At 61.3% G+C, this 23,007-nt stretch carries 17 protein-coding genes and 1 pseudogene; 15 read left to right on the plus strand and 3 right to left on the minus strand.

What is annotated here, in order from left to right; all coding sequences use genetic code 11:
* Positions 1-2,270 precede the first annotated feature (2,270 nt).
* Positions 2,271-3,833 (minus strand): annotated as a pseudogene (locus tag KW062_RS01440) (retention module-containing protein); the annotation flags it as partial.
* A gap of 357 nt (positions 3,834-4,190) precedes the next feature.
* Between KW062_RS01440 and KW062_RS01445 the strand changes: the two are divergent.
* The 8 genes from KW062_RS01445 to KW062_RS01480 all read left to right on the plus strand — a co-directional run bounded on the left by KW062_RS01445 (position 4,191) and on the right by KW062_RS01480 (position 15,158).
* The gene (locus tag KW062_RS01445) at positions 4,191-5,543 is read left to right on the plus strand and encodes a TolC family outer membrane protein (RefSeq protein WP_027619383.1); all 1,353 of its coding nucleotides are present in this window, start codon (positions 4,191-4,193) and stop codon (positions 5,541-5,543) included.
* A 40-nt stretch (positions 5,544-5,583) separates the two neighbouring features.
* The gene (locus KW062_RS01450; RefSeq protein ID WP_027619384.1) at positions 5,584-7,740 is read left to right on the plus strand and encodes a type I secretion system permease/ATPase; all 2,157 of its coding nucleotides are present in this window, start codon (positions 5,584-5,586) and stop codon (positions 7,738-7,740) included.
* Positions 7,730-9,097: an HlyD family type I secretion periplasmic adaptor subunit gene (locus KW062_RS01455; protein WP_027619385.1), complete on the plus strand. Its 1,368-nt coding sequence runs from the start codon at positions 7,730-7,732 to the stop codon at positions 9,095-9,097. Before KW062_RS01450 ends, KW062_RS01455 begins: the two co-directional genes overlap by 11 nt.
* A gap of 106 nt (positions 9,098-9,203) precedes the next feature.
* Positions 9,204-9,854: an energy transducer TonB family protein gene (locus KW062_RS01460; RefSeq protein WP_027619386.1), complete on the plus strand. Its 651-nt coding sequence runs from the start codon at positions 9,204-9,206 to the stop codon at positions 9,852-9,854.
* A 55-nt stretch (positions 9,855-9,909) separates the two neighbouring features.
* Positions 9,910-10,830, plus strand: a complete 921-nt coding sequence (locus tag KW062_RS01465) for a LysR family transcriptional regulator (RefSeq protein ID WP_027619387.1) — start codon at positions 9,910-9,912, stop codon at positions 10,828-10,830.
* A gap of 112 nt (positions 10,831-10,942) precedes the next feature.
* On the plus strand, positions 10,943-12,481 hold the full coding sequence (locus KW062_RS01470; protein ID WP_105755887.1) for an MFS transporter: 1,539 nt from the start codon (positions 10,943-10,945) through the stop codon (positions 12,479-12,481).
* 20 nt (positions 12,482-12,501) lie between these two features.
* Positions 12,502-13,566 carry an HlyD family secretion protein gene (locus tag KW062_RS01475; RefSeq protein WP_027619389.1) on the plus strand — a complete coding sequence of 355 codons (1,065 nt, stop codon included), beginning with the start codon at positions 12,502-12,504 and terminating at the stop codon, positions 13,564-13,566.
* The gene (locus tag KW062_RS01480; RefSeq protein ID WP_105755886.1) at positions 13,563-15,158 is read left to right on the plus strand and encodes an efflux transporter outer membrane subunit; all 1,596 of its coding nucleotides are present in this window, start codon (positions 13,563-13,565) and stop codon (positions 15,156-15,158) included. Before KW062_RS01475 ends, KW062_RS01480 begins: the two co-directional genes overlap by 4 nt.
* 42 nt (positions 15,159-15,200) lie before the next feature.
* Here KW062_RS01480 and KW062_RS01485 read toward each other — a convergent pair whose 3' ends face one another.
* Together KW062_RS01485 and KW062_RS01490 are read right to left on the minus strand one after the other, a co-directional pair.
* Complete coding sequence (locus tag KW062_RS01485) at positions 15,201-15,959, minus strand: slipin family protein (protein ID WP_105755885.1); 759 nt, start codon at positions 15,957-15,959, stop codon at positions 15,201-15,203.
* Positions 15,960-15,961: 2 nt separating this feature from the next.
* A complete protein-coding gene (locus tag KW062_RS01490) occupies positions 15,962-16,498 on the minus strand; it encodes an NfeD family protein (RefSeq protein ID WP_027619392.1) in 537 nt (178 codons plus the stop codon).
* A 206-nt stretch (positions 16,499-16,704) separates the two neighbouring features.
* Here KW062_RS01490 and KW062_RS01495 point away from each other — a divergent pair, with 206 nt between their 5' ends.
* The 7 genes from KW062_RS01495 to KW062_RS01525 all read left to right on the plus strand — a co-directional run bounded on the left by KW062_RS01495 (position 16,705) and on the right by KW062_RS01525 (position 22,977).
* Positions 16,705-16,950, plus strand: coding sequence for a DUF2789 domain-containing protein (locus tag KW062_RS01495; protein ID WP_105755884.1), 246 nt, complete (start codon positions 16,705-16,707; stop codon positions 16,948-16,950).
* Positions 16,951-17,207: 257 nt separating this feature from the next.
* A complete protein-coding gene (locus KW062_RS01500) occupies positions 17,208-17,636 on the plus strand; it encodes a MarR family winged helix-turn-helix transcriptional regulator (protein ID WP_105755883.1) in 429 nt (142 codons plus the stop codon).
* On the plus strand, positions 17,633-19,714 hold the full coding sequence (locus tag KW062_RS01505) for an FUSC family protein (RefSeq protein WP_027619395.1): 2,082 nt from the start codon (positions 17,633-17,635) through the stop codon (positions 19,712-19,714). The genes KW062_RS01500 and KW062_RS01505 overlap by 4 nt, the downstream gene beginning before the upstream one ends.
* Positions 19,711-19,920, plus strand: a complete 210-nt coding sequence (locus KW062_RS01510; RefSeq protein WP_027619396.1) for a DUF1656 domain-containing protein — start codon at positions 19,711-19,713, stop codon at positions 19,918-19,920. Before KW062_RS01505 ends, KW062_RS01510 begins: the two co-directional genes overlap by 4 nt.
* Positions 19,917-20,807, plus strand: coding sequence for an efflux RND transporter periplasmic adaptor subunit (locus KW062_RS01515; RefSeq protein ID WP_105755882.1), 891 nt, complete (start codon positions 19,917-19,919; stop codon positions 20,805-20,807). Before KW062_RS01510 ends, KW062_RS01515 begins: the two co-directional genes overlap by 4 nt.
* On the plus strand, positions 20,804-22,252 hold the full coding sequence (locus KW062_RS01520; protein WP_105755881.1) for an efflux transporter outer membrane subunit: 1,449 nt from the start codon (positions 20,804-20,806) through the stop codon (positions 22,250-22,252). Before KW062_RS01515 ends, KW062_RS01520 begins: the two co-directional genes overlap by 4 nt.
* 83 nt (positions 22,253-22,335) lie before the next feature.
* Positions 22,336-22,977: a hypothetical protein gene (locus tag KW062_RS01525; protein ID WP_027619399.1), complete on the plus strand. Its 642-nt coding sequence runs from the start codon at positions 22,336-22,338 to the stop codon at positions 22,975-22,977.
* Positions 22,978-23,007 lie beyond the last annotated feature (30 nt).

A 23,007-nucleotide genomic window follows, 5' to 3' on the forward strand; every position in this document is an offset into this window, starting at 1 on the left:
GTCGTTGGCCCGGCGTGGATTGGTCAGGGTCGCGTGTAGGTGATCGCGAGTAGCCGCCTTCTGAAAATGGCAACCGGTAGCGGTACAATGTCAGGCACGGTTTGCGTCCAGCCGAGTCCTGATGGATAGGTTATAGACGGCTGGAAGGTAGTACGCTCGGGACCCAGGTTTTCAAAGAGTTACCGCGGATGGTGCCTGGAAAAGGTGGTACACTGACGGTGGAGCCTGTGACGCGATAAGACATCGTTTGGGCTGGGTAATCGACGACGAAACGGTGCCGGAGAAGTCTTAAACCCCGCCACAACTCACAATGACCGAGCATTGCTCAAGGTCACGGTCATAACGCGGTGCTAGGCTGGATAGTCAGGAGTCGCGGTGTAGAGTGATCTATGCCGCCTTCGTAACAATGGCACCGGTATCAAGGTACCAAAGGATCCAGATGCCGGTGCGTCCAGCGAGTCCACTGATGGTGGTGACGGCCTGGGAAAGTGCTCGGGACCCAAGGTTTTTTGCAGAAAGTTTACCAGCCGGTAGATCGGCCGGTAATCGTCGTACTGACAATGAGCCATTGACGTAGACGTCGTTGGCGCCGGGGTAACGACGACCACGGTTGCCGGAAGTCATTTGCCCGCCTCATCACAATGAAAAATCCGAGCCATTGCTCAAGTCACGGGTCATCACGGCGCATGCCACACACTTGGTCAAGGGGTCGCGGTAAAATAGGTGATACAGGCCGCCTTCGAAATAAGGCGCCCGTGAGCGGTCAAGGTCAGATCTGGTAGCGTCCAGCGAGTCACTGATGGTGAGCGTGACGGCTGGGGTAGTGCTCGGATACCGATCACAAGTAATTTCAAAGTTACTCCGGCCGGTGTTGCCGGTAATCGTCGTAGCTGATGGTGGAGCCATTAGACTATACTCCGTTGGCGCGGGTTAAATCGACGACTGACAGTGCCGGTAGTATAAACCGGCCTCAATCACAATTGAACCGAGCCATTGCTCAAGGTCCAAAGGTCATCGGCGTAACCGGCCGCGATTGGCGCATCAAGGTCGCGTGTGGAGAGCGTGATCTGGCCCGCCTCGGTGAATGCCGCTGTTAGCGGTACAAACGCGTCAGAACCGGTACGAATCAGGAGTGAATCATGAAGTTATAACGGCTGGCGTGGTGCTGGCACCAAGATTTTTCAAAGTTGCCTGCCGGTTAGTGCCGTAATGGATGTAGCTCGACGGTCGCGGGCCATGTACGTACAACATCATTGGCAAGGGGTAACGCCGACGATACAGTGCCGGAACTCTTGCCCGCTTCAAATCACACAATGACCGACCATTGCTCAAGGTCACGTCAACGGGTGCCGGCTGGAATATGGTCAGGGTTCGCACGTGTAGGTGATCGAGACTGCCTTCGGTAATAGCGCCGGTCACGGTCAAGGTCCAGACCGGTGGCGTCCAGCGAGAGTCCGCCACCTAAGTAGATGACGGCTGGGGGTCAGTGCTGCGGACACCAGGTTTTTCAAAGTTACCGCCGGAAGTGCCGGTAATGGTGGTACTTGACGTGGAGCCTTGACGTATACGTCGTTTGGCCAGGGGTATCGACGACGACACGTGCCGGAAGTCTGCCCGCAATTCAATCAAAATGACACGAGCATTGCTCAAAGGCACGGGTCATCGCGGTACCAGCAGGATTGGTACCAGCGTGTCGGTGTAGGTGAACGAGCCGCCTTCGTAAACAGCGGCCAGGTAGCGGTCAAGGTCATACCGGTAGCGTCCACGAGCGAGTTCCGCTGATGGTGGTGACGGCTATGGGTATTGCTTGGGACCGAAGGTTCTCGAATTACCAGCCGGTGGTGCGGTAATCGCGTCGTACTGACGGAGGAGACCATTACAACGTAAACATCATTGGGACCGTTGTATCAACGACAACAGATTCACGGAAGTCTTGCCCCTTCATTGACGATGACCGAGCCATTGTCTCAAGTCATCGGGTCATCGCGGTACCAGCAGAGATTAGTCAGCGAGGCGGTGTAAAGATGATCTGGCCGCCTATCGGTAATGGCAACCGGTAGCGGTCAAGGTCACAGAGCCAGTTGCAGTCCAAGCGAATCCACTGATAGTCGTAAACGGCCGGTGTGGTGCTAGGACACCAATGTTCTCGCAAATTACCGCCGGTAAAGTGCCCGTAATGGTGGTACAGTAGACGGTGACCATGACGTATACGTCGTCTGGCACAGGGGCTATCGACGACGTAACAGTGCCAAGAAGTCTTAGCCCGCTTCAACATAAATCACAATGACCGAGCCATTGCTCAAGGTCACGGTCAACGCGGTGCCGGCTGGATTGGTCAAGGTCGCGGTGTAAGTGATCTGGCCGCCTTCGGTAATGGCACCGGTAGCGGTCAAGGTCAGGCCGGTGGCGTCCAGCGAGTCACTGATGGTTGTGACGGCTGGGGTAGTGCTCGGCACCAGATTTTCAAAGTTGCCGCCGGTAGTGCCGGTAATGGAGGTGCTGACGGTGGAGCCATTGACGTATACGTCGTTGGCCGGGGTATCGACGACGACGGTGCCGGAAGTTTTGCCCGCTTCAATCACAATGACCGAGCCATTGCTCAAGGTCACGGTCATCGGCGTACCGGCCGGATTGGTCAGGGTCGCGGTGTAAGTGATCTGGCCGCCTTCGGTGATGCCGCTGGTAGCGGTCAACGTCAGACCGGTCGAATCAGGTGAATCAGTGATGGTAGTAACGGCTGGCGTGGTGCCAGGCACCAGATTTTCAAAGTTACCGCCGGTGGCACCAGTAATGGTGGTACTGACAGTACTGCCATTGTTGTAAACATCATTAGCCGGCGTATCTACAACGACGGTGCCAGTGGTTTTACCCGGCTCGATGGTAATGACCGAGCCATTGCTCAAGGTCACGGTCACCGGTGTCTGCGCCGGATTGGTCAGCGTGGCGGTGTAGGTAATCTGACCGCCCTCGGTGATCGTCGGCTGCGCGGTCAGGGTGACGGTGGTGGTGTCGATGGTGTCCGTGATCTGGGTGACAGCGGGTGCCGGGTCGACGGTTACTACCTGGTTACCGCCGCCTGTGGTGCCGGTGACGGTGACAGTAATTTGCGATGGGTCGACGTAGACGCTGTCATTGGGCGTCAGCGGCACGTTGACGCTGCCGGTGACCTGGCCGGCCGGGATGACGATGGTCGCGCCGTTGGACAGGGTGATGGTCAGATCGGTCAGTGGCGCGCGGGTGACGTTGGCGGTGTAGACCAATATGCCGCCGGCTTCGGTGATGGTCGGCGTGGCGCTCAGCGTTAGGACCGAGCCCGGTGCGGCGGTGTTGTCATTGCCGTTGTTGTTGACCTGTGGGCCGTTGGTTTCTTCAACGGCGGTGAAGGCCGAGTTGATGCCTGCGGTCGGGAAGCCAATGGTGGGATCAACCCGTCCGGCAGTGGCTTCGAGCATCACAAAACTGTGGCCACCACCGGCATCGCCGCCGCTGCCTGACGCGGACTGGCCCGCTGCCGTGGCTTCCAGCTCGGTGGTCGGGTCGGCGCCGGCGACGATCGCTTGTTGCAGTTCCTCAACCGACGGCGCGGCTTGCGCAGTGGCTTGTGCCAGGTCAGTGCTGGAGTCCGGGGCGCTGGCGCTCCATTGCGTGTCACGGCCCAAATCAAGCAGACGACCGTCCGCCAATTCCAGAGTGACGGCTCCCGCCAGGCCAGTGTCCAACTGGTCGCCTACGAACAGTCGATCGCCTTCAATCAAAACGCGTCGAGTGCCCTCTGGGGACACCGCGAAAACTTGACCAACAATGCTTTTGACGATGGCAACAACACTGCTCATTGAAGACTCTCCGATGTTCCGTTCAGTAGGCTTCCATTGATCTGAAGGGCCTCTTGCCCATTCAGCCTGGATGTACTTGGAAAATAATAGACGTACAAATGACGCTCTTTTTCGTCAATAATTTGGCTATAACTTTTCGCAATTAACTCAATGCCAAACTATTGACCTTATTGGAGGCATCCTAAACAATCGCCCAAGTAATGTCACATTGATATTTACGCGGCGACCTGACCTACAGCATGTATTTCAGTTAATAGTTTTGAGCGTTACGACATACGGTTATTCCGGTTGCCATTTTCCGCCGCAGCCCGCCTTTTTTGCTGTGATTCGAGACATGAAGTCCTGGGAAATTCTTTTATGCTTTCGCACTTGTTCAAAGCTCTACCTTTCGCACTCGCCGCCAGTTTCGTACAAGCTCAAACCCTCCCCCAAGCCATGCAACAGGCACTGGATGTCCATCCGGAAATCCAGGCAGGCGTGAACAGTCGTTTGGCCGCGGATTATCAATTAAGAGCGGCTGAAGGGGGATACCTGCCGAAGGTCGATCTGCTCGGCGGTTATGGCCGTGAAGGTACTGACAGTCCTTCTACCCGGTCGGGAACGGGGCGTAATGATTGGGAAACTCTGAACCGGGGTGAGTCAAGTTTACGTCTGCAGCAGATGGTTTTTGACGGTTTTGCGACGTCCAGCGAAGTTGGGCGTCAACAAGCCACCGTTAATTCCCGTGCCTATTCGTTGTTGGGCACCTCCGAGCGCACCGCGCTGACCGTTGCCCAGGTTTATCTCGACGTGCTGAGCCGCCGGGAGTTCGTGCAACTGGCTGAAGACAATCTGCGCAACCACGAGCGGATCTTTGACCAGATCCGCCTGCGCACCGAGCGCGGCGTCGGTCGTACCGCCGACCGCGACCAGGCGGAAGCCCGTCTGGCCCAGGCCCGCAACAACCTGATCACCGAACAGACCAACCTCGCGGATGCCCAGACCAACTTCCTCAGCGCCGTCGGCCAGATGCCCGACCAATTGGAGCGTCCTGCGCCGTTCCTGGCCATGTTGCCGGCCGACCTGAATGAAGCGCGCCAGCAGATGCTGGATAACAGCCCGATCCTGCGCTCCGCGGAGTCGGACATCGTCGCGGCGGAAAAGCAGTACGACACCGCCAAGTCGACTTTTTACCCGCGCTTTGATGCCGAGTTGGGACGTTCCGCCGATAACGACATCGATGGCTCGGACGGTCACAGCAATGAGTGGCAGGCCATGTTGCGCATGCGATTCAACCTGTATGCCGGCGGCAGCAACAAGGCCGACCTGGAATCCAAGGCCTATCTGTCCAACCAGGCATTGGATGTGCGCAACAACGCCTTGCGCGTATTGAATGAAGAGTTAGGTCTGGCCTGGAACGCCTTGAACAACGCCAACGCCCAGGTGCCAATCGCGCAGAAATACGTCGACTACAGCACCAGCGTGCGCAGCGCCTACCAGCAGCAGTTCAGCCTTGGCGAACGAACCCTGCTTGACTTGCTCGACAGTGAAAACGAGTTGTTCAACGCTTCCCGCCGCCTGGTGGAAATCAAGAACATTCAGTTATTTACTCAATATCGAATCAAGGCGACCATGGGCGAGTTGCTCAAGAGCCAGGGAGTGGTCGCACCGATGGCCTCCGTCGTACAGAACGACGTGAAGCCAAAAGTTCAGCTACCTGGCATGAATTGAGCTTTATTTAATCTTCAATTGATAGCCAAGAGTATCGAGCGTGGAATCAGAAGCCAGTCGAGTTCATCTCAGTCATGATCCACGCGCCTCGCACGATGATCCGTTACTCGACGGATTGTTGGCGCTGTGCATGCTGCACCAGAAACCTGCCAGCGCGGCGATGCTGACCACCGGTCTGCCATTGCCCAAGCAGCGCCTGAGCGTCGAGCTGCTGCCACGCGCCGCCGCGCGTGCCGGCCTGCAAGGGCGGGTGCTGCAACGCAAGCTGGATAAGATTCCATCGATCGCCATGCCGGCACTGCTGTTGCTCAAGGATGACCGTAGTGCGGTCCTGTTGGGTTGGCACGGCGACGATCAGGCGCGATTGCTGCTCAGCGAAAGCGACGGCGGCGAAGTCCTGGTCAGCCGCGAGCTGCTGGCCGACGATTACACCGGCCAGGCGTTCTTCGCCCAGCCACAGCATAAATTTGACGTTAACCACGGCACCCTGATCCCGCGTGCGCGCTCGTGGTTCCGCGACACCCTCAAGCGCTCGCGCTGGCTTTACGCCGATGCGATTGCCGCGAGTTTCCTGATCAACATCATCGCCATGGCCGCGCCCCTGTTCGTGATGAACGTCTATGACCGTGTAGTGCCCAACCAGGCCGAGGCGACCCTGTGGGTGCTGGTGGTCGGGATAACCGGCGCCTATATGTTCGACCTGATCCTCAAGAGCTTGCGCAGTTTGTGCCTGGACCTGGCCGGCAAGAAAACCGACCTGATCATTTCAGCCACGCTGTTTGAGCGGATTGTCGGCATGTCGATGAAATACCGTCCCGCCCGGGTCGGTAGCTTTGCGCAGAACATCCATGAGTTTCAGAGCCTGCGCGACTTCCTCGCGTCGCTGACACTCACCAGCCTGATCGACCTGCCGTTTACCCTGCTGATCTTCCTGGTGATCGCCCTGTTGGGTGGGCACCTGGTATGGATCCCGGTGCTGGCATTCCCGATCGCCCTGCTCATTGGCTATATGTTGCAGAAGCCGTTGCAGGCGACCATGGAGCGCACCATGGCGCTCGGCGCCGAGCGCCAGTCGAGCCTGATCGAGACCCTCTCCGGCCTCGACGCGGTCAAGGTCAACAACGCCGAGAGCGAGCGCCAGTACCAGTGGGAGCAGACCATCGGCACCCTCAGCCGTCTGGAGCTGCGGGTCAAAATGCTCTCCGGGCTGTCGATCAACATCACTCTGCTGATCCAGCAATTGGCCGGGGTGATCATGATCGCCTTCGGGGTCTACCAGATCATCGCCGGCAACCTCAGCATGGGTGGCCTGATCGCCTGCTACATGCTCAGTGGCCGCGCCCTCAGCCCCCTGGCTTCGCTGTCCGGCTTGCTGACCCGCTATCAACAGGCCAAGGTCACCATGAGCTCGGTCGACCATATGATGGAGTTGCCGCAAGAGCGCAACTTTGACGAGCGCCCACTGAGCCGCCAGGTGGTGCAGGGCGCCATCGAGTGCCGACAATTGAACTTCACCTACCCGGGCCAGCAAACCCCGGCGTTGAAAAACATCAACCTGGTGATCAAGCCCGGCGAGAAAATCGGCATCATCGGCCGCAGTGGTTCGGGCAAGAGCTCCCTGGCCAAACTGCTGGTCGGCCTTTACCAGCCGGACGAAGGTGCCTTGCTGGTGGACGGCGTGGACATTCGGCAGATCGACGTCAGCGAATTGCGCCACAACATCGGCTACGTTCCGCAAGATATCCAGCTGCTGGCCGGCACCCTGCGTGACAACCTGGTGTCCGGTGCGCGCTACATGGAAGACGAACTAGTGCTGCAGGCCGCTGAGTTGGCAGGTGTGCACGAATTTGCCCGCCTGCACCCGCAAGGCTATGAGCTGCAAGTCGGTGAGCGTGGGCAAAATCTCTCCGGCGGTCAGCGCCAGAACGTGGCCATGGCCCGGGCGTTGCTGCTCAACCCGCCGATCCTGCTGCTCGACGAGCCGACCAGCGCGATGGACAACACCGGTGAAGAACGCTTGAAACAACGCCTGCAGTCGGTGATCGAGAGCAAAACCGTGCTACTGGTCACACACCGGGCCTCACTGCTGTCGCTGGTTGACCGGTTGCTGGTGATCGACCGCGGGCAGATTCTCGCCGATGGCCCAAAAGCCGTGGTTATGGAAGCTTTGAAGAAGGGGCAGATCAGTGTTGCTTAAGTCCGGCGTGCGCGACTCGATCCGCAGTTACTTCAAAGGCTCCGACTCACTCGATGGCCAGCCTTTGCCCGAGGTAAAGAAAGCCCTGATCGAAGACGCCCCAAGGGTGGTCCGCTTGACCATCTGGGGCATCATCGCCTTCTTCCTGTTCATGTTGTTGTGGGCCAACTTCGCTGTGATCGACGAAGTCACCCGTGGCGATGGCAAGGCCATTCCATCCTCCAAGCTGCAGAAAATCCAGAACCTGGAAGGCGGTATCGTCTCCGAGCTGTTCGTCCGCGAAGGGCAAATCGTCGAGGCCGGTGCGCCGCTGATTCGCCTGGATGACACGCGGTTTGTCTCCAACGCCGGCGAAACCGAGGCTGATCGTCTGTCCATGTTGCTGCGTGTGGAGCGTTTGAGCGCGGAGGTCGATGATCGCCCGCTGGCGTTTGCCGCCGATGTAATGAAGGCGGTGCCGGTGCAGGCCGCCAGTGAAGAGTCGTTGTACATCAGCCGCCGCCAGCAACTGCACGATGAAATCGGCGGCTTGCAAGAGCAGTTGATCCAGCGTCAGCAAGAGCTGCGCGAGTTCATTTCCAAACAAGCGCAATACCGTCAGGCCCTGAGTCTGCAGCGCCAGGAAATCAACATGTCCGAGCCGCTGGTGGCGCAAGGTGCGGTATCGCCTGTGGAAGTGCTGCGCCTCAAGCGCGCCGAAGTCGAGACCCGCGGCCAACTGGACGCGACCACCCTGGCGATTCCCCGCGCCGAGTCGGCGATCAAGGAAGTACAACGCAAGATCGACGAAACCCGTGGCAAGTTCCGCAGTGAGGCGCTGACCCAACTGAACGAGGCGCGCACCGAACTGAACAAGGCGCAAGCCACTGGCAAGGCCCTGGAAGACCGCGTCAGCCGGACGCTGGTGACCTCGCCGGTACGGGGCATCGTCAAGCAGTTGCTGGTCAATACCATTGGCGGGGTGATCCAGCCCGGCAGCGATATGGTGGAAATCGTGCCGCTGGACGACACCCTGTTGGTGGAGGCGAAGATCCGTCCGCAGGACATCGCGTTCCTGCACCCGGGCCAGGAAGCCGTGGTCAAGTTCACCGCCTATGACTACACCATCTATGGCGGCCTCAAGGCCAAGCTGGAAAAGATCGGCGCCGACACCATCACCGACGAAGACAAGAAAACCACCTACTACATGATCACCCTGCGCACCGAACGCAGCCATCTGGGCACCGATGAGAAACCGCTGCTGATCATCCCCGGCATGGTTGCCTCGGTGGACATCATCACCGGCAAGAAAACCATCCTCAGTTATTTGCTCAAGCCGATCATCAAGGCAAGGGCGGAGGCGTTGCATGAGCGCTAAGCGCTAAGCCTCAAGCTTGGAGCTTGGCAGATGAGAATGGTTGTCCTTTGGTGTTGAGGTGCGCGACAATCGCCGCCTTTGTTTCGGCGCCTCAAAAAGGATTTCCATGCGTCTTCTCCTCCTCGGTGCAGCGCTGCTGTGCTCGCTGAATGCATCTGCTGCATTCCCGCCCTCGGCCGACACCGCCTACCTGCCCAAGCCGGCTTATCCGGCGGCGATGGGCACGGTGTCGGGTAATGTGCGGGTCAGCCTGAATATCCATAACGACGGCTCGGTCACGGACGTAAAAGTCCTCAGTGCGACTCATGAGGCGTTCGGCCTGGCAGCGAAAGCGGCGGTCGAGCAGTGGCGATTCCAGCCCTGGAAGGTCGGCAAGGATGCCCCGGCGGTCGTCGATGCGCAGAACACGCTGATTTTTGAACCGGGGCTCAGCACTCAGTCGCCGGACAATCCGTACACCGCCATTCACAGCATGCTGTTCCAGACCTGCGAGATGCTCAATGACGAGCTGGCAACCTACCGCAGTCGCTATCCTGGCCAGCCTCTGAGCACTGCCCCGACATTCTCCCGGACCACCGCCGCGTTGTTGTACCCGGTGTTTGCCAATGCGCGCAAAGCCGAGGAGGGCACGACCCTGAACCTGGAATTGCTCGGCGCCTTGCCCCAGGTGGTGCAGCGTTGTCATGACCATCCGAAGGCGCTGTACGGCACCTTGTTGCCAAAAAATGTGCAAAAGGCCTTCGACATTTCCGGCTAGCCAACACGGCCAGGAGTGCGCTTGAATCAGTCTCCACCCGCCATGAGTGCTTACCATGCAACTCCCGGACATGAACCTGTTGGTCGCCCTCGATGCGCTGCTTGATGAAGGCAGCGTCGTCGGTGCCGCGCGGCGGATGAACCTGAGCCCGGCGGCCATGAGCCGGACCCTGACCCGGGTGCGCGAAGCCCTCGGCGACCCGATCCTGGTGCGCGCCGGGCGGGGCTTGGTGCCGACGCCCAAGGCCCTGGAATTGCGCGCCCAGGTGCGCGACCTGGTGGAGCAGGCGGCGCTGCTGTTTCGTTCCGCTGATGACGTCGACCTGAGCACCTTGCGTCGGCGCTTCAGTGTGCGTGCCAACGACTTTTTCGTCGGCGTCTACGGCGGTCACCTCATCGATACCCTGGACCGTCAGGCGCCTCATTGCGAACTGCGCTTTGTCCCGGAAGGCGATGGCGACGACGAAGCGCTGCGCGAAGGGCGCATCGACCTGATGATCAGCAACACGCGCCCGCGTACTCCGGAAGTGAAGGTGCAGAACCTGTTCACGACGCACTTCGTCGGCCTGGTGCGCGAAGGGCATCCCCTGCTGGACGGCGAAATCACCGCCGAGCGCTACGCCAGTTTTTCCCATATCAGCATGTCCCGCCGCGGCATCGCTCGCGGGCCGATCGACACCGCGCTGCAAGCCTTGGGCCTGGAGCGGCGGGTGGCGTTGATTGCCCCAAGCTTCCACGCGGCGATGTTTGTCCTGCCCGATTCCGACCTGATTCTGCCGGTGCCCAAGGAGGCCTTGCGCAGCGTCGCGCGCCTGGGGCTGCGCCTGCGCTCGTTCACCCTGCCGATCCCCTTGCCGACGATGATGCTGACCCAGGCCTGGCATCCGCGTTACGACAAGGACCCGGCCCATCGCTGGTTGCGCGAAACGATCAAAAGCAGCTGCGATGCGACCTGGCTGGCGACGCAACCGGACTGACCAGCAATGCGTGCGTCTGACGCACTTATAAGCTGTCGATAAGTCAGTTTTCGTCAGCTGTCGCACTTCTTAAACTGCTCCGGTATTTCTGTAATCCGGAGCGGTTCTTCCAATGACTTCCCTCGCTGTTCCCGCCACGCTCGAAGCGGCCAGCGCACCCAAGGCGGTTGCCCCGCCGAGCTTCGGCCCACGGATCATCATCGGTCTGGTGGGCGTGCTGCTGGCGGTACTGGTGTCGGGCCTGAACGAAATGGTGACCAAGGTCGCCCTGGCCGACATTCGTGGTGCCATGGCCATCGGCTACGACGAGGGCACCTGGCTGGTCGCCAGCTACGCCGCGACTTCGGTGGCGGCCATGGCGTTCGCACCCTGGTGTGCGGTGACCTTCTCCCTGCGTCGTTTCACCCTGTGTGCGATTGGCCTGTTCACTCTGCTGGGCCTGTTGATCCCGTTCGCCCCGACTTACGAAAGTCTGCTGCTGTTGCGCACGGTGCAGGGACTGGCCGGTGGCGCCTTGCCGCCGATGCTGATGACCGTCGCCCTGCGCTTTCTGCCGGCCAACGTCAAACTCTACGGCCTGGCCGGCTACGCCTTGACCGCCACCTTCGGCCCGGGCCTGGGCACGCCTTTGGCCGGGCTGTGGACCGAGTACGTCAGCTGGCACTGGACCTTCTGGCAGATCATCGTGCCGAGTCTGCTGGCGATGGCTGCAGTGGCCTACGGCTTGCCCCAGGATCCGCTGCGCCTGGAGCGCCTCAAGCATTTCAACTGGCGCGGGCTGCTGCTGGGCTTTCCGGCGATCTGCATGCTGGTGATCGGCATCCTGCAAGGCAATCGCCTGGACTGGTTCGAGTCGAGCCTGATTTGCTGGCTGCTGGGCGGCGGCCTGCTGTTACTGGTGCTGTTCCTGTGCAACGAATGGTCGCAGCCGGTGCCGTTCTTCAAGCTGCAGATGCTCGGTATCCGCAACCTCAGCTTCGCCTTGATGACCCTGGCCGGGGTGCTGGTGGTGTTACTGGCGGTGATCATTATTCCTTCCAGCTACCTGGCGCAGGTGCAGGGTTATCGGCCGATCCAGACCGCACCGATCATGCTGCTGATGGCGGCGCCGCAGCTCATTGCGCTGCCATTGGTCGCGGCCCTGTGCAACCTGCGTTGGGTCGATTGCCGCTGGGTGCTGGGGATCGGCCTGAGCATGTTGGCACTGTCGTGCATCGGCGGCTCGCACCTGACCTCGGTGTGGATTCGCGACGACTTCTATGTGCTGCAACTGCTGCAGATCTTCGGCCAGCCGATGTCGGTGCTGCCATTGCTGATGCTCTCCACCGGCAGCATCAGTCCGCTGGAAGGGCCGTTCGCCTCGGCCTGGTTCAACACGGTCAAGGGCCTGGCGGCGGTGATTGCCACCGGCGTGCTGGAGGCGCTGACCACGGCGCGCCTGCATTTCCACTCGACGATGCTGGTCGACAGTCTGGGCAATTCGCCGCTGGTCGATGGCGACAGCGCCACGCTTGCCCGGCGTCTGCACCAGCAAGCCGTGGTCCTGACTTCTTCCGACTTGTACCTGTGCATGGCCGGGGTCGCGCTGGCGCTGATCCTGCTGATTTTCTGGCTGCCGACGCGGATCTATCCACCGCGCGCGCCGACCTGACTAAAACAGAAGGTTTGTTTATGACGATTTCATCCAGGCAAAAACTCACCGGTGCTACGGCCGCAGTGCTTGCCGTAGGCGCCTTGGTTTACCTGCTGGCGCCCGGCGTCTTTGGCCGCACACCCCAGCAAAGTACCAATGATGCGTTTGTCAGCGCCGACTTCACCCTGGTCGCGCCGCGCGTGGCCGGGTTCATTAAAGAGGTGCTGGTGGAGGATAACCAGCAGGTCAAGGCCGGGCAGTTGCTCGCGCTGATCGACGACCGCGACCTGCGCGCCGCCGCCGAGGCTGCCGACGCCGACACGCTGGTGGCCGCAGCCCAATTGCAGAACGCCCGGGCAACTCTCGAACGTCAGGCATCAGTCATTGCCCAGGCGCAGGCCACGGTGGTTGCCGCCAAGGCGGAAATGGCCTTCGCCGATCACGAATTGAACCGCTACAACCATCTGGCAGGCGTCGGTGCCGGCACGGTGCAGAATGCCCAGCAAGCCCGCACTCGCATCGACCAGGCCGCCGCGCGTCTGGCCAACGCCACAGCAGTGCTGGCGGCGGAGCGCAAGCAGGTGGAAATCCTCAGCGCCCAGCGCGACGCGGCCGAAGGCGGGCTCAAGCGCGCCCACGCCGCCCTGGAAATAGCCAGCTATGAGCTGTCCTATACGCGCATCGTCGCGCCGGTGGATGGCATGGTCGGTGAGCGCGCCGTGCGGGTTGGCGCCTATGTCACGCCGGGCAGCAAGATCCTCGCCGTGGTGCCGTTGGCGCAGGCCTATGTGATCGGTAACTTTCAGGAAACCCAACTGACTGACGTGCAGCCGGGACAGGGGGTAGTCGTGCGTGTCGACAGCCTGGGCGGTGAGGCGCTGACCGGGCGGGTCGAGAGCATCGCGCCGGCCACTGGGGTGACCTTTGCCGCCGTTAAACCGGACAACGCCACGGGTAACTTCACCAAGGTCGTGCAGCGTATTCCGGTGAAAATCATGCTCGACCCGGGTCAGCCGATGGCCCAGCGCCTGCGGGTGGGGATGTCGGTGGAGGCGAGCATTGATACGGTGGCTGTCAAGGCGAATGAGGTTGTTCAGCGATGAAGATATCCGTTGATTGTGCCGACGCCTTCGCGAGCAGGCTCGCTCCCGCAGTTGATCTCGGCAGTTCGCACATTCTTTGTTCAGACGCAGATCCAGTGTGGGAGCGAGCCTGCTCGCGATGGGGCCTGAAGCCGCGCCTCACACTGTGTGCCTTGCTCATGTTGAGTGTGTCAGCCTGCACCGTCGGCCCGGACTTCCAGAAACCCGAGACGCAGCCACAAACCGAATGGTCCAAACCATCACAAGCCGCCGCCAGTCAGGTAACGGCCGAGGCAATGGACGAGCGCTGGTGGGAGGTATTCCAGGATGCGCAACTCTCAGCCCTCAGCCGTCGCGCGTTGACCGACAACCTCGACCTGCAGTTGGCCAGCGCCCGCTTGCAACAGAGCCGCGCCGTGCGCCAGGTGATCACCGCCGAGCAATACCCCAACAGCAGCGTCAGCGGCAACTACGGGCGCAAACGCAACAGCGGCGAGGGCTTGAGCGATCCGTCCGGGCACAACGGCGATTCTGCCTTCAACCTGTGGGAGGCGGGTTTCTCGGCCTCCTGGGAACTGGATTTCTGGGGCCGGGTGCGGCGCCAGACCGAAGCCGCCGACGCCAGCCTCGAAGTGGCGGAGAACGATCGCCGCGGGGTGCTGCTATCAGTGCTGGCGGAAACTGCCCAGGACTACATTCAGCTGCGCGGTGTGCAGAGCACCCGCGCCGTCACCGAGCAGAACCTCGAGGTCGCCCGGCATAGCCTGAAGTTGTCGCAACTGCGCCTGGCGGATGGCGTGGCGACCGATCTGGACGTCGCCGAAGCGGCAGCCCAGGTGGCGGCCATTGAAGCGCGGTTGCCGGCGCTGCAACAGCGTCAAGCGCAACTGATCAATGCCTTGAGCCTATTAATGGGCGAGCGCCCGCAGGCGTTGCAGGCCCAGTTGGCGCAAGACGGTCCGGTGCCGCAGACGCCGCGTCAGGTCGCCATCGGCTTGCCGTCGCAACTGGCCGAGCGACGTCCGGACATCCGCCAGGCCGAAGCCCGCCTGCATGCCGCCACCGCCAACATTGGCGTAGCCAAGGGCGATTTTTACCCGCGCATCACCTTGTCCGGCAGCCTCGGCTCCCAGGCCATGCAACTGAGTGATTTCGGCTCCTGGGGCTCGCGCCAGTTCGCCATCGGCCCACAGCTCAGCCTACCGCTGTTTGACGGCGGACGCCTGCGCGGCATGCTGCAACTGCGTGAGGCACAACAGCAGGAAGCGGCGCTCGCCTATCAACAAACCGTGCTGCGGGCCTGGCATGAAATCGACGACCAGTTGACCCGCTACAACGCCAGCCAACTGCGCCGCGACAGCCTGGCCGAAGCCGTGCGGCAGAACCAGATCGCGCTGCGCACTGCACAGCAGCAATACGTCGAAGGCGTGGTGGATTTCGTCAACGTCCTGACCGTGCAGGGTGAGTTGCTGGCGACTCAGGAGCAATGGGTGGAAAGCGCGACCGGTGTGTCGCTGGCGATGGTCGATCTGTACAAAGCGCTGGGCGGCGGTTGGCAGTCGGTCTACCCAACCGGCATGGGTAGGAGCGAGCCTGCTCGCGAAAAAGGTTAACGATAACGCGTACATCACGGTTGTACGCGGCGTCTTTTCCCCTCATTCCCGACCCGACAAATCCGCCATGCCCTTGAGCAACTCGATCGGCAGCGGAAAGACAATGGTCGAGCTTTTGTCGCCGGCAATCGAACTCAAGGTCTGCATGTAGCGCAGTTGCATCGCACCCGGCTGGCGCCCGAGCATTTCGGCGGCCTGCATGAGTTTTTCCGAGGCCTGCAGTTCGCCCTCGGCATGGATCACCTTGGCCCGCCGCTCGCGCTCGGCCTCGGCCTGTTTGGCGATGGCGCGGATCATCGATTCGTTGAGATCGACGTGCTTGATCTCGACATTGGCGACCTTGATCCCCCAGGCATCAGTTTGGGTGTCGAGGGCTTGCTGGATATCGACATTCAAGCGCTCGCGCTCGGCCAGTAACTCGTCCAGCTCGTGCTTGCCGAGCACCGCACGCAAGGTGGTCTGGGCCAGTTGGCTGGTAGCGGCGAGAAAGTCCTCGACCTGGATGATTGCTTTCTGCGGATCGAGCACGCGAAAGTACAGCACCGCGTTGACCTTCACCGAGACGTTATCGCGGGTGATTACATCCTGTGGCGGCACATCCAGCACGATGGTGCGCAAATCGACCCGGACCATTTGCTGGACCACCGGAATCAACAGGATCAACCCCGGTCCCTTGACCTGCCAGAAACGCCCGAGCTGGAACACCACGGCCCGTTCGTACTCGCGCAGGATGCGGAAGGTCGAGCCCGCCAGTGCAATCAGCAGCACCAGCAGCGCGGCAAAACCCAATTGTAGGCCCATGATCATTCTCCCAGCGCCGGCGCGTCAGTGGCGGCCACTTCGAGCACCAGCCCCTTACGTGCGATCACCTGTACCCGTTGGCCCGGTAGCAGCGGTGTGGTACTGCGCACTTGCCAGCGTTCGCCCTGCAGGTGCACCCAGCCGTGATAGGCACTGCCCGGCTGTAGGGCGAGCACCGGGGTGACGCTGCCGAACAGCTCGGTATCGCCGCTCACCGCGTGGCGCGGCCGGGTTCTAAAGGCATGGATCAGCAAGGCGATCAGCAACAGCGCGCTGACCACCGCCAGGCCGGTGATCAGCGGCGTGGGAATCTCGGCATTGCTCAGCATCACCGCACCGATCACGAACATCACAATCCCGGCCAGGCCGACCACGCCGTAATTAGGCAACAGGGCCTCGGCCACCAGAAATGCCACGCCGAACAGCATCAACCAGACGGCGAACGGATTGCCCGCCATCAGCGTCACTGCATCAGTAGCGAGCGCCGAGGTGCTCAAGCCCGATAACAGCGCAACCACACACCAGCCACGAATATTCACTTCGACCCTCCGGGAGAGTCATCCGTCAACGAGCCGGAAGAAGGCTCTCTTTACAGTCTAGTAGAGCCTTGGGTTGAACGAATTTTGATCAGCCGGGGTCGAGTCTTCCAGTGGGCGGATTTTCCGTCGTCGACGGCCATCCGACCTAGACTTCGAAAGGCGAGCCAAGGCCTCTCCCGTCAATCCCCAACGAAAGGAGCTCCCTCATGGAAAAACCAACCCACAGCCTGCCCAGCCTGTTCAAGCAACTCGGCCTGCCGGATGACGCCGAGAGCATCGACAAATTCATAGCCAGCCATTCCCCGCTCAAGCCGGAACTGCATCTGGCGGATGCGTTTTTCTGGTCCGAAGGTCAGAAACAGTTCCTGCGAGACGAAATTCGCGAAGATGCTGATTGGGCTGAGGTGGTGGACCAGTTGAATCTGTTGTTGCGTAAGGGGCGGGGGCAGTAGGGCGGAGAGGGCTATGCTCAAGCGGCTTTTATGACGATCGTCCTGAAACGGTCAGCAAGCCAGAATAGCGACTCGAACTGAGGAGTTGATTGTGCAAAGTGTTCTGGCTGATGTGGCGATAGGCTTCGACGAGCTAACAAATTTCCCGGTAATTTGTTTCAAAACTTGACTGAAATTCCCCGCCAATGTCATATTGATAGTTAGCAAACTAACAGTGTGCGAAGCCCCCCGTGCCTCAGACCCTCGACACCCTTCACATGAATATCAGCAGCGCCATGGTGGTCGCCTCGCGGCATTGGCGCAAAGTCTGCCAGACCACCCTGGTCAATTTCGGCATTTCCGAAGCCTGTGCCGTGCCGTTGTTGATGATCGGCCGGCTCGGTGAAGGAGTGCGACAGGTGACGGTGGCGCAGGCGGCCGGGATGGAGAGTCCGTCGCTGGTGCGCCTGCTCGATCAATTGTGTCAGGCCGGTTATGTCTGCCGCACTGAAGACCCCCGTGATCGCCGCGCCAAGTGTCTGAGCCTGACCGACAGCGGGCGGGTGCTGGTGCAGGCGGTCGAGGTGGAACTGGTGCGCCTGCGCCGCGAGGTGCTGCAGGGCATCGATACCGCCGATCTGGAAGCGGCGTTGCGGGTGATTCGCGCATTTGAAAGCGCCGAACAGCCAGCGGTGACCCAGCCTTGAATGGATTTTTCAGCGGTCTGCCACCGGCCCGTGACTGGTTCTACGGCGTGCGCACGTTCGCCGCGTCGATGATTGCCCTGTACATCGCCATGCTCATGCAAATGCCCCGCCCCTATTGGGCGATGGCCACGGTGTACATCGTTTCCAGCCCATTCGTCGGCCCCACCAGCTCGAAGGCGCTGTACCGGGCCATCGGTACGTTTACCGGTGCGGCGGCGGCTTTGCTGTTCGTCCCGATGTTTGTGCAGAGCCCCTATGTGTTGGTGGTGGTCATTGCGCTGTGGACCGGCATCCTGTTGTTCCTGTCCATGCATCTGCGCACCGCCAACAGTTACGCGCTGATGCTCGCCGGGTACACCTTGCCGCTGATCGCCCTGCCAGTGGTGGATAACCCGCTGGCGGTGTGGGACGTGGCCGAGGCGCGCACTGAAGAGATTTTCCTCGGCATCATCTGCGCGGCGGTGGTCGGCAGCCTGTTCTGGCCTCGGCGTCTGGCGCCAGTGCTCGATGATGCGGTCATCAAGTGGTTTGGCGCGGCAGTGACCTACAGCCAACGCTTCCTCAGCCGTGACGTCCAGCCCGAAGAAGTCAGCGCGCTGCGCGCCTCGATGGTGGCGACCTTCAACACCCTGGAACTGATGATCGGCCAGTTGCCTCACGAAGGCGCACGCCCGCAAACCGTGCGCAACACCAAGGAACTGCGCGGGCGGATGATCCACCTGCTGCCCGTCGTCGACGCCTTGGACGATGCGCTCTACGCCTTGCAACGCCGCACGCCGGACCTGGTGGAAAAGATCCAGCCGATGCTCGCCGCCGCCGAGGAATGGCTTGAGCACCACGACGCTTCGGTCGAGCGCTGGCAGGCGTTGCGCGACCAGTTGGCCGCCCTGCAGCCAAGCCCCGAGGCGCTGGATGAGCGCAAGCAATTGGTGTTTTCCAACGCACTCTATCGGCTCGGCGAATGGATCGACCTGTGGCAGGACTTGCGCAGCTTGCAGCAGGCGATTCACAACGACAGCCAGGACAACTGGCGCGCGGTCTATCGGCATTGGCGGCTGGGCCGGCTGACGCCGTTTCTTGATCGCGGGCTGATGCTCTATTCGGCCGCGTCGACGGTGCTGGCGATCATCGTTGCCTCGGTGTTGTGGATCCTGCTGGGCTGGACTGACGGCGGCAGCGCGGTGATTCTCGCGGCGGTGGCCTGCAGCTTTTTCGCCGCGATGGACGACCCGGCGCCGCAGATCTACCGGTTTTTCTTTTGGACCGCATTGTCGGTGGTGTTCGCCAGCCTTTATCTGTTTCTGATTCTGCCAAACCTGCACGACTTCCCGATGCTGGTCCTGGCGTTTGCCGTGCCCTACATCTGCGTCGGCACCCTGACGGTGCAGCCGGCGTTTTACCTCGGAATGCTGCTGACCATCGTCAACACTTCGTCCTTCATCAGTCTGCAGGGCGTCTACGATGCCGACTTCCTGAGCTTCATCAATTCCAACCTGGCCGGGCCTATCGGCTTGCTGTTTGCCTTTATCTGGACCCTGGTGGCTCGGCCCTTCGGTTCTGAACTGGCGGCCAAGCGCCTGACCCGCTTCAGCTGGCGCGACATCGTTGGCCTGAGCGAACCGGCCAATCTCAATGAGCATCGCTACCTCGGTGTGCAAATGCTCGACCGCCTGATGCAGCACCTGCCGCGCCTGGCGATGATCGGTCAGGACACCGGCGTGGCCCTGCGCGAAGTGCGTGTGGCGCTGAACCTGCTGGACTTGCTCGCCTACGCGCCACGAGTGAGCGGTCCGGCGAATGCCCTGGTACGCCAGGTGGTGGCCGAGGTCGGCGATTACTTCAAGGCTTGCCTGAAAGCCGGTGAACGCTTGCCGGCCCCGGCACCCCTGCAGATGACCATGGACCGCGCACGCCGCGCGCTCAACAGCCAGGCGCTGGCCGGTGACGACGACACCCGCCTGAATCTGCTGCACGCCCTCAGTGGCCTGCGTCTGGCGCTGTTGCCGGGCGTGGCCTTCATCGGCGCCGGCGAGACCGAGGAACTGCTTCCCCATGGAATCGACGGAGCGCCTTTATGATCGGTGACTTGGATGTCAGCGGGGTATTCCTGCCTACGCTACTGGTGCTGATGGGCATCACCTACCTGCTGTATTTGCTGGTGCACGGCCTGCTGACGCGCCTGCACTTTTATCGTCTGGTCTGGCACCGGGCTTTGTTCAACGTCGGTCTTTACGCCTTGCTGCTCGGCGCTGTGGACTCACTCAGTCGATACCTGATGACATGAAAAAACCTGTTTTGACCCTGGGTCGCGTGATAGTGACCCTGCTGGTGGTGACCCTGGCCAGCGTCGTGGTGTGGCGCATGATCATGTACTACATGTTCGCGCCCTGGACGCGGGACGGGCACATCCGTGCCGATATCGTGCAGATCGCCCCGGACGTGTCCGGTCTGATCCAGCAAGTGGACGTGCGCGACAACCAGTTGATCAAGCGCGGCCAAGTGCTGTTCACCATTGATCAGGACCGCTTCAAGCTGGCGCTGCGTCAGGCCAAGGCCGCCGTTGCCGACCGCCAGGAAACCCTGGCCCAGGCCCAGCGTGAAGCCAAGCGCAACCGTGGCCTGGGCAACCTGGTGCCGGGCGAGCAACTGGAAGAAAGCCAGTCACGCGTGGCCCGTGCCGAGGTGGCATTGATGGAAGCCCAGGTGGCGGTGGACAGCGCTCAGCTCAACCTCGATCGCTCAGTGATCCGCAGCCCGGTGGACGGCTACGTCAACGATCGCGCACCGCGTTCCCAGGAATTTGTCAGCGCCGGGCGTCCGGTGTTGTCGGTGGTGGACAGCAACTCGTTCCATATCGACGGCTATTTCGAAGAGACCAAGCTCGATGGCATTCATGTCGGGCAGAGCGTCGACATTCGTGTGGTCGGTGACCGTGCGCGGTTGCGCGGACACGTCGAAAGTATCGTTGCCGGCATCGAGGACCGCGACCGCACCAGCGGTTCCAACCTGTTACCCAACGTCAACCCGGCGTTCAGCTGGGTGCGCCTGGCGCAACGGATTCCGGTGCGCATTGCGTTTGACGATGTACCGGCGGATTTCCGCATGATCGCCGGGCGCACCGCCACGGTGTCGATCATCGGCGACAAGCCGCTGCAGGAGCCGGCGCAATGAAAGCGCTCAGCGCCTTGGCGACACTCGGGCTGGGCTTGATGCTATCTGCCTGTCAGGTGGTCGGCCCGGATTACCAGGTGCCGGCCGATGCGGCGGTTCAGCGTAAAGATGCCCAGGGCGAGTTGGGTGCCGGTAACCGGGATGTGGTCTCGGCGCCGGTGCCGAGCGACTGGTGGCGTCTGTACCAGGACCCGCGCCTGGATGAGTTAGTGCGCCAGGCCATGCTCGCCAACACTGATCTGCGGGTGGCGGCGGCCAATCTGTCCCGTGCTCGGGCTCAGGTTGAGCAGGCCGAAGCGGCGGGTGGCTGGAGCGGTGGAGTGAAACTTGGTGCGCAGCGCCTGCAGGAGTCGGGCGAGGCGTTCCTGCTGCCGGAAAAAGTCCCTGTGGCCAATATCGGTGATGTGGCGATCAGCACTTCCTACCAATTCGACCTGTTCGGCACCTTGCAACGCGGGATCGAAGCGGCCAAAGCCAATGCCGATGCGACCCAGGCGGCAGCGGACACCGCGCGCATCACCCTGGTGGCCGATGTCGTGCGCGCTTACACCCAGGTCTGCGCGGCCAATGAAGAACGGGAAATCGCCGAGCATTCCTTGGCGCTACAAGACCAAAGCACCACCCTGATCCAGCGTCTGCGCGATGCCGGGCGCGGTGATGAAACCCAGGTCACCCGCTCGCAGACCCAACTCAAATCGCTGCGCGCCGACTTGCCCCGTTACGAGGCCGCACGCCAGGCCGGGCTGTTCCGCCTGTCGATGTTGCTGGCCAAGCCCGTCGACCAGTTGCCAGCGGGCACCAACGCCTGCCACGAGTTGCCGAAAATCGCCCAGCTATTGCCGGTCGGCGACGGTGCCGCGCTGCTCAAGCGTCGTCCGGATGTACGTCAGGCCGAACGGCGGCTGGCGGCAGCGACCGCGGAAATTGGCGTGGCCACCGGTGAGCTGTACCCGGACATCAGCATCGGCGCGACCGTCGGTACTGTGGGCATTCTCGACCACTTGGGGCAGCCTCAAACCAATCGCTGGGGGTTTGGCCCCTTGCTGACCTGGACCGTGCCGACCAACGGTTCGCGCGCCCGGGTCAGGGAAGCCGAAGCCGCCACCCAGGGCGCGCTGGCGCATTTCGACGGGGTGGTGCTCAACGCCATACGCGAGACCCAGACCGGCCTGGCGCAGTATTCCGCTTTGCTGCAGCGCCGCGATGCCCTGGTCGACGCCGAACAGTCGGCGCAAGTGGCGGCGGACCAGACTCACCGCTTCTTCCAGGCCGGGCGCGCGTCTTTCCTTGCCGACCTGCAGGCGACCCGCACCTACACCGATGTACGGGCACAAGTGGCCACGGCCAACACTCAAGTTGCGATGAGCCAGATCGATCTGTTTCTGGCCCTGGGCGGTGGCTGGGAAAGCGGACGAACGCAAGCTGCAAAACCGACGCAACCCTGAGGCCGTTGCTATGCTTTGACATGTCGGGTCCGCGCGGGCGGATCCGCCGATCAAGGCTCGTGCAGGTCATGGGGATTCCAATAATGAAAAACCCTTATGCTCCCGGCTTCTGGTGCGCCATCGTCGCACTGGTGCTGCTCTCCGCTACGTATTTCTATGGCGTCATGCTGACGCATCAACTCGACAAGGCCCTGATTTTCCTGGACAGCGCCAGCGCCTTGATCGGTGTGTTGTCGATGGTGGTCGTCGCCTGGGCTTCAGTGCAAAGCCGGCGCATCAAGAAAAAACAACTCGAGCAGGGCAAGACCCTGGTACAGATCTGGGACACCAAGGTCGCGCTGCGTCGGGTCGAAACAGTGTTCGATCGTTATTTCTGGGGCAGTTACTGGCAACCGGGGCGTACTTTTCAGGAAGTCATGGGCGAGCTGACCGGCACCCCACTGGAAAAAAGCCTGGAAGCGCTCAAGGTGCAGTGCCGGGCTCTCGACCAGCAGGTCACCGGTGAAGGCTGGCACTGGCTGAACAATGCTCGCGAACTGTCCAACGTCGCCACGGCCATGGCCCGTGAACGCTATCAACTCGATGTCTGCGATCCGCGCTGCGATTCACCCAACGGTGTGGTCATCAACCGCGATTTTGAAGTGCTGGTGTACACCTGGACCGCGCGCCTGAAAAGCTTCGATCACCAACTCGATGAAATGGAGACGCAATACTCCGCTGCTTGATCCCCCTGTTGCCCCAAGACCAGAAATGGC

Origin of the sequence: Pseudomonas fluorescens, from assembly GCF_019212185.1 — a bacterium.
Lineage (GTDB): Bacteria > Pseudomonadota > Gammaproteobacteria > Pseudomonadales > Pseudomonadaceae > Aquipseudomonas.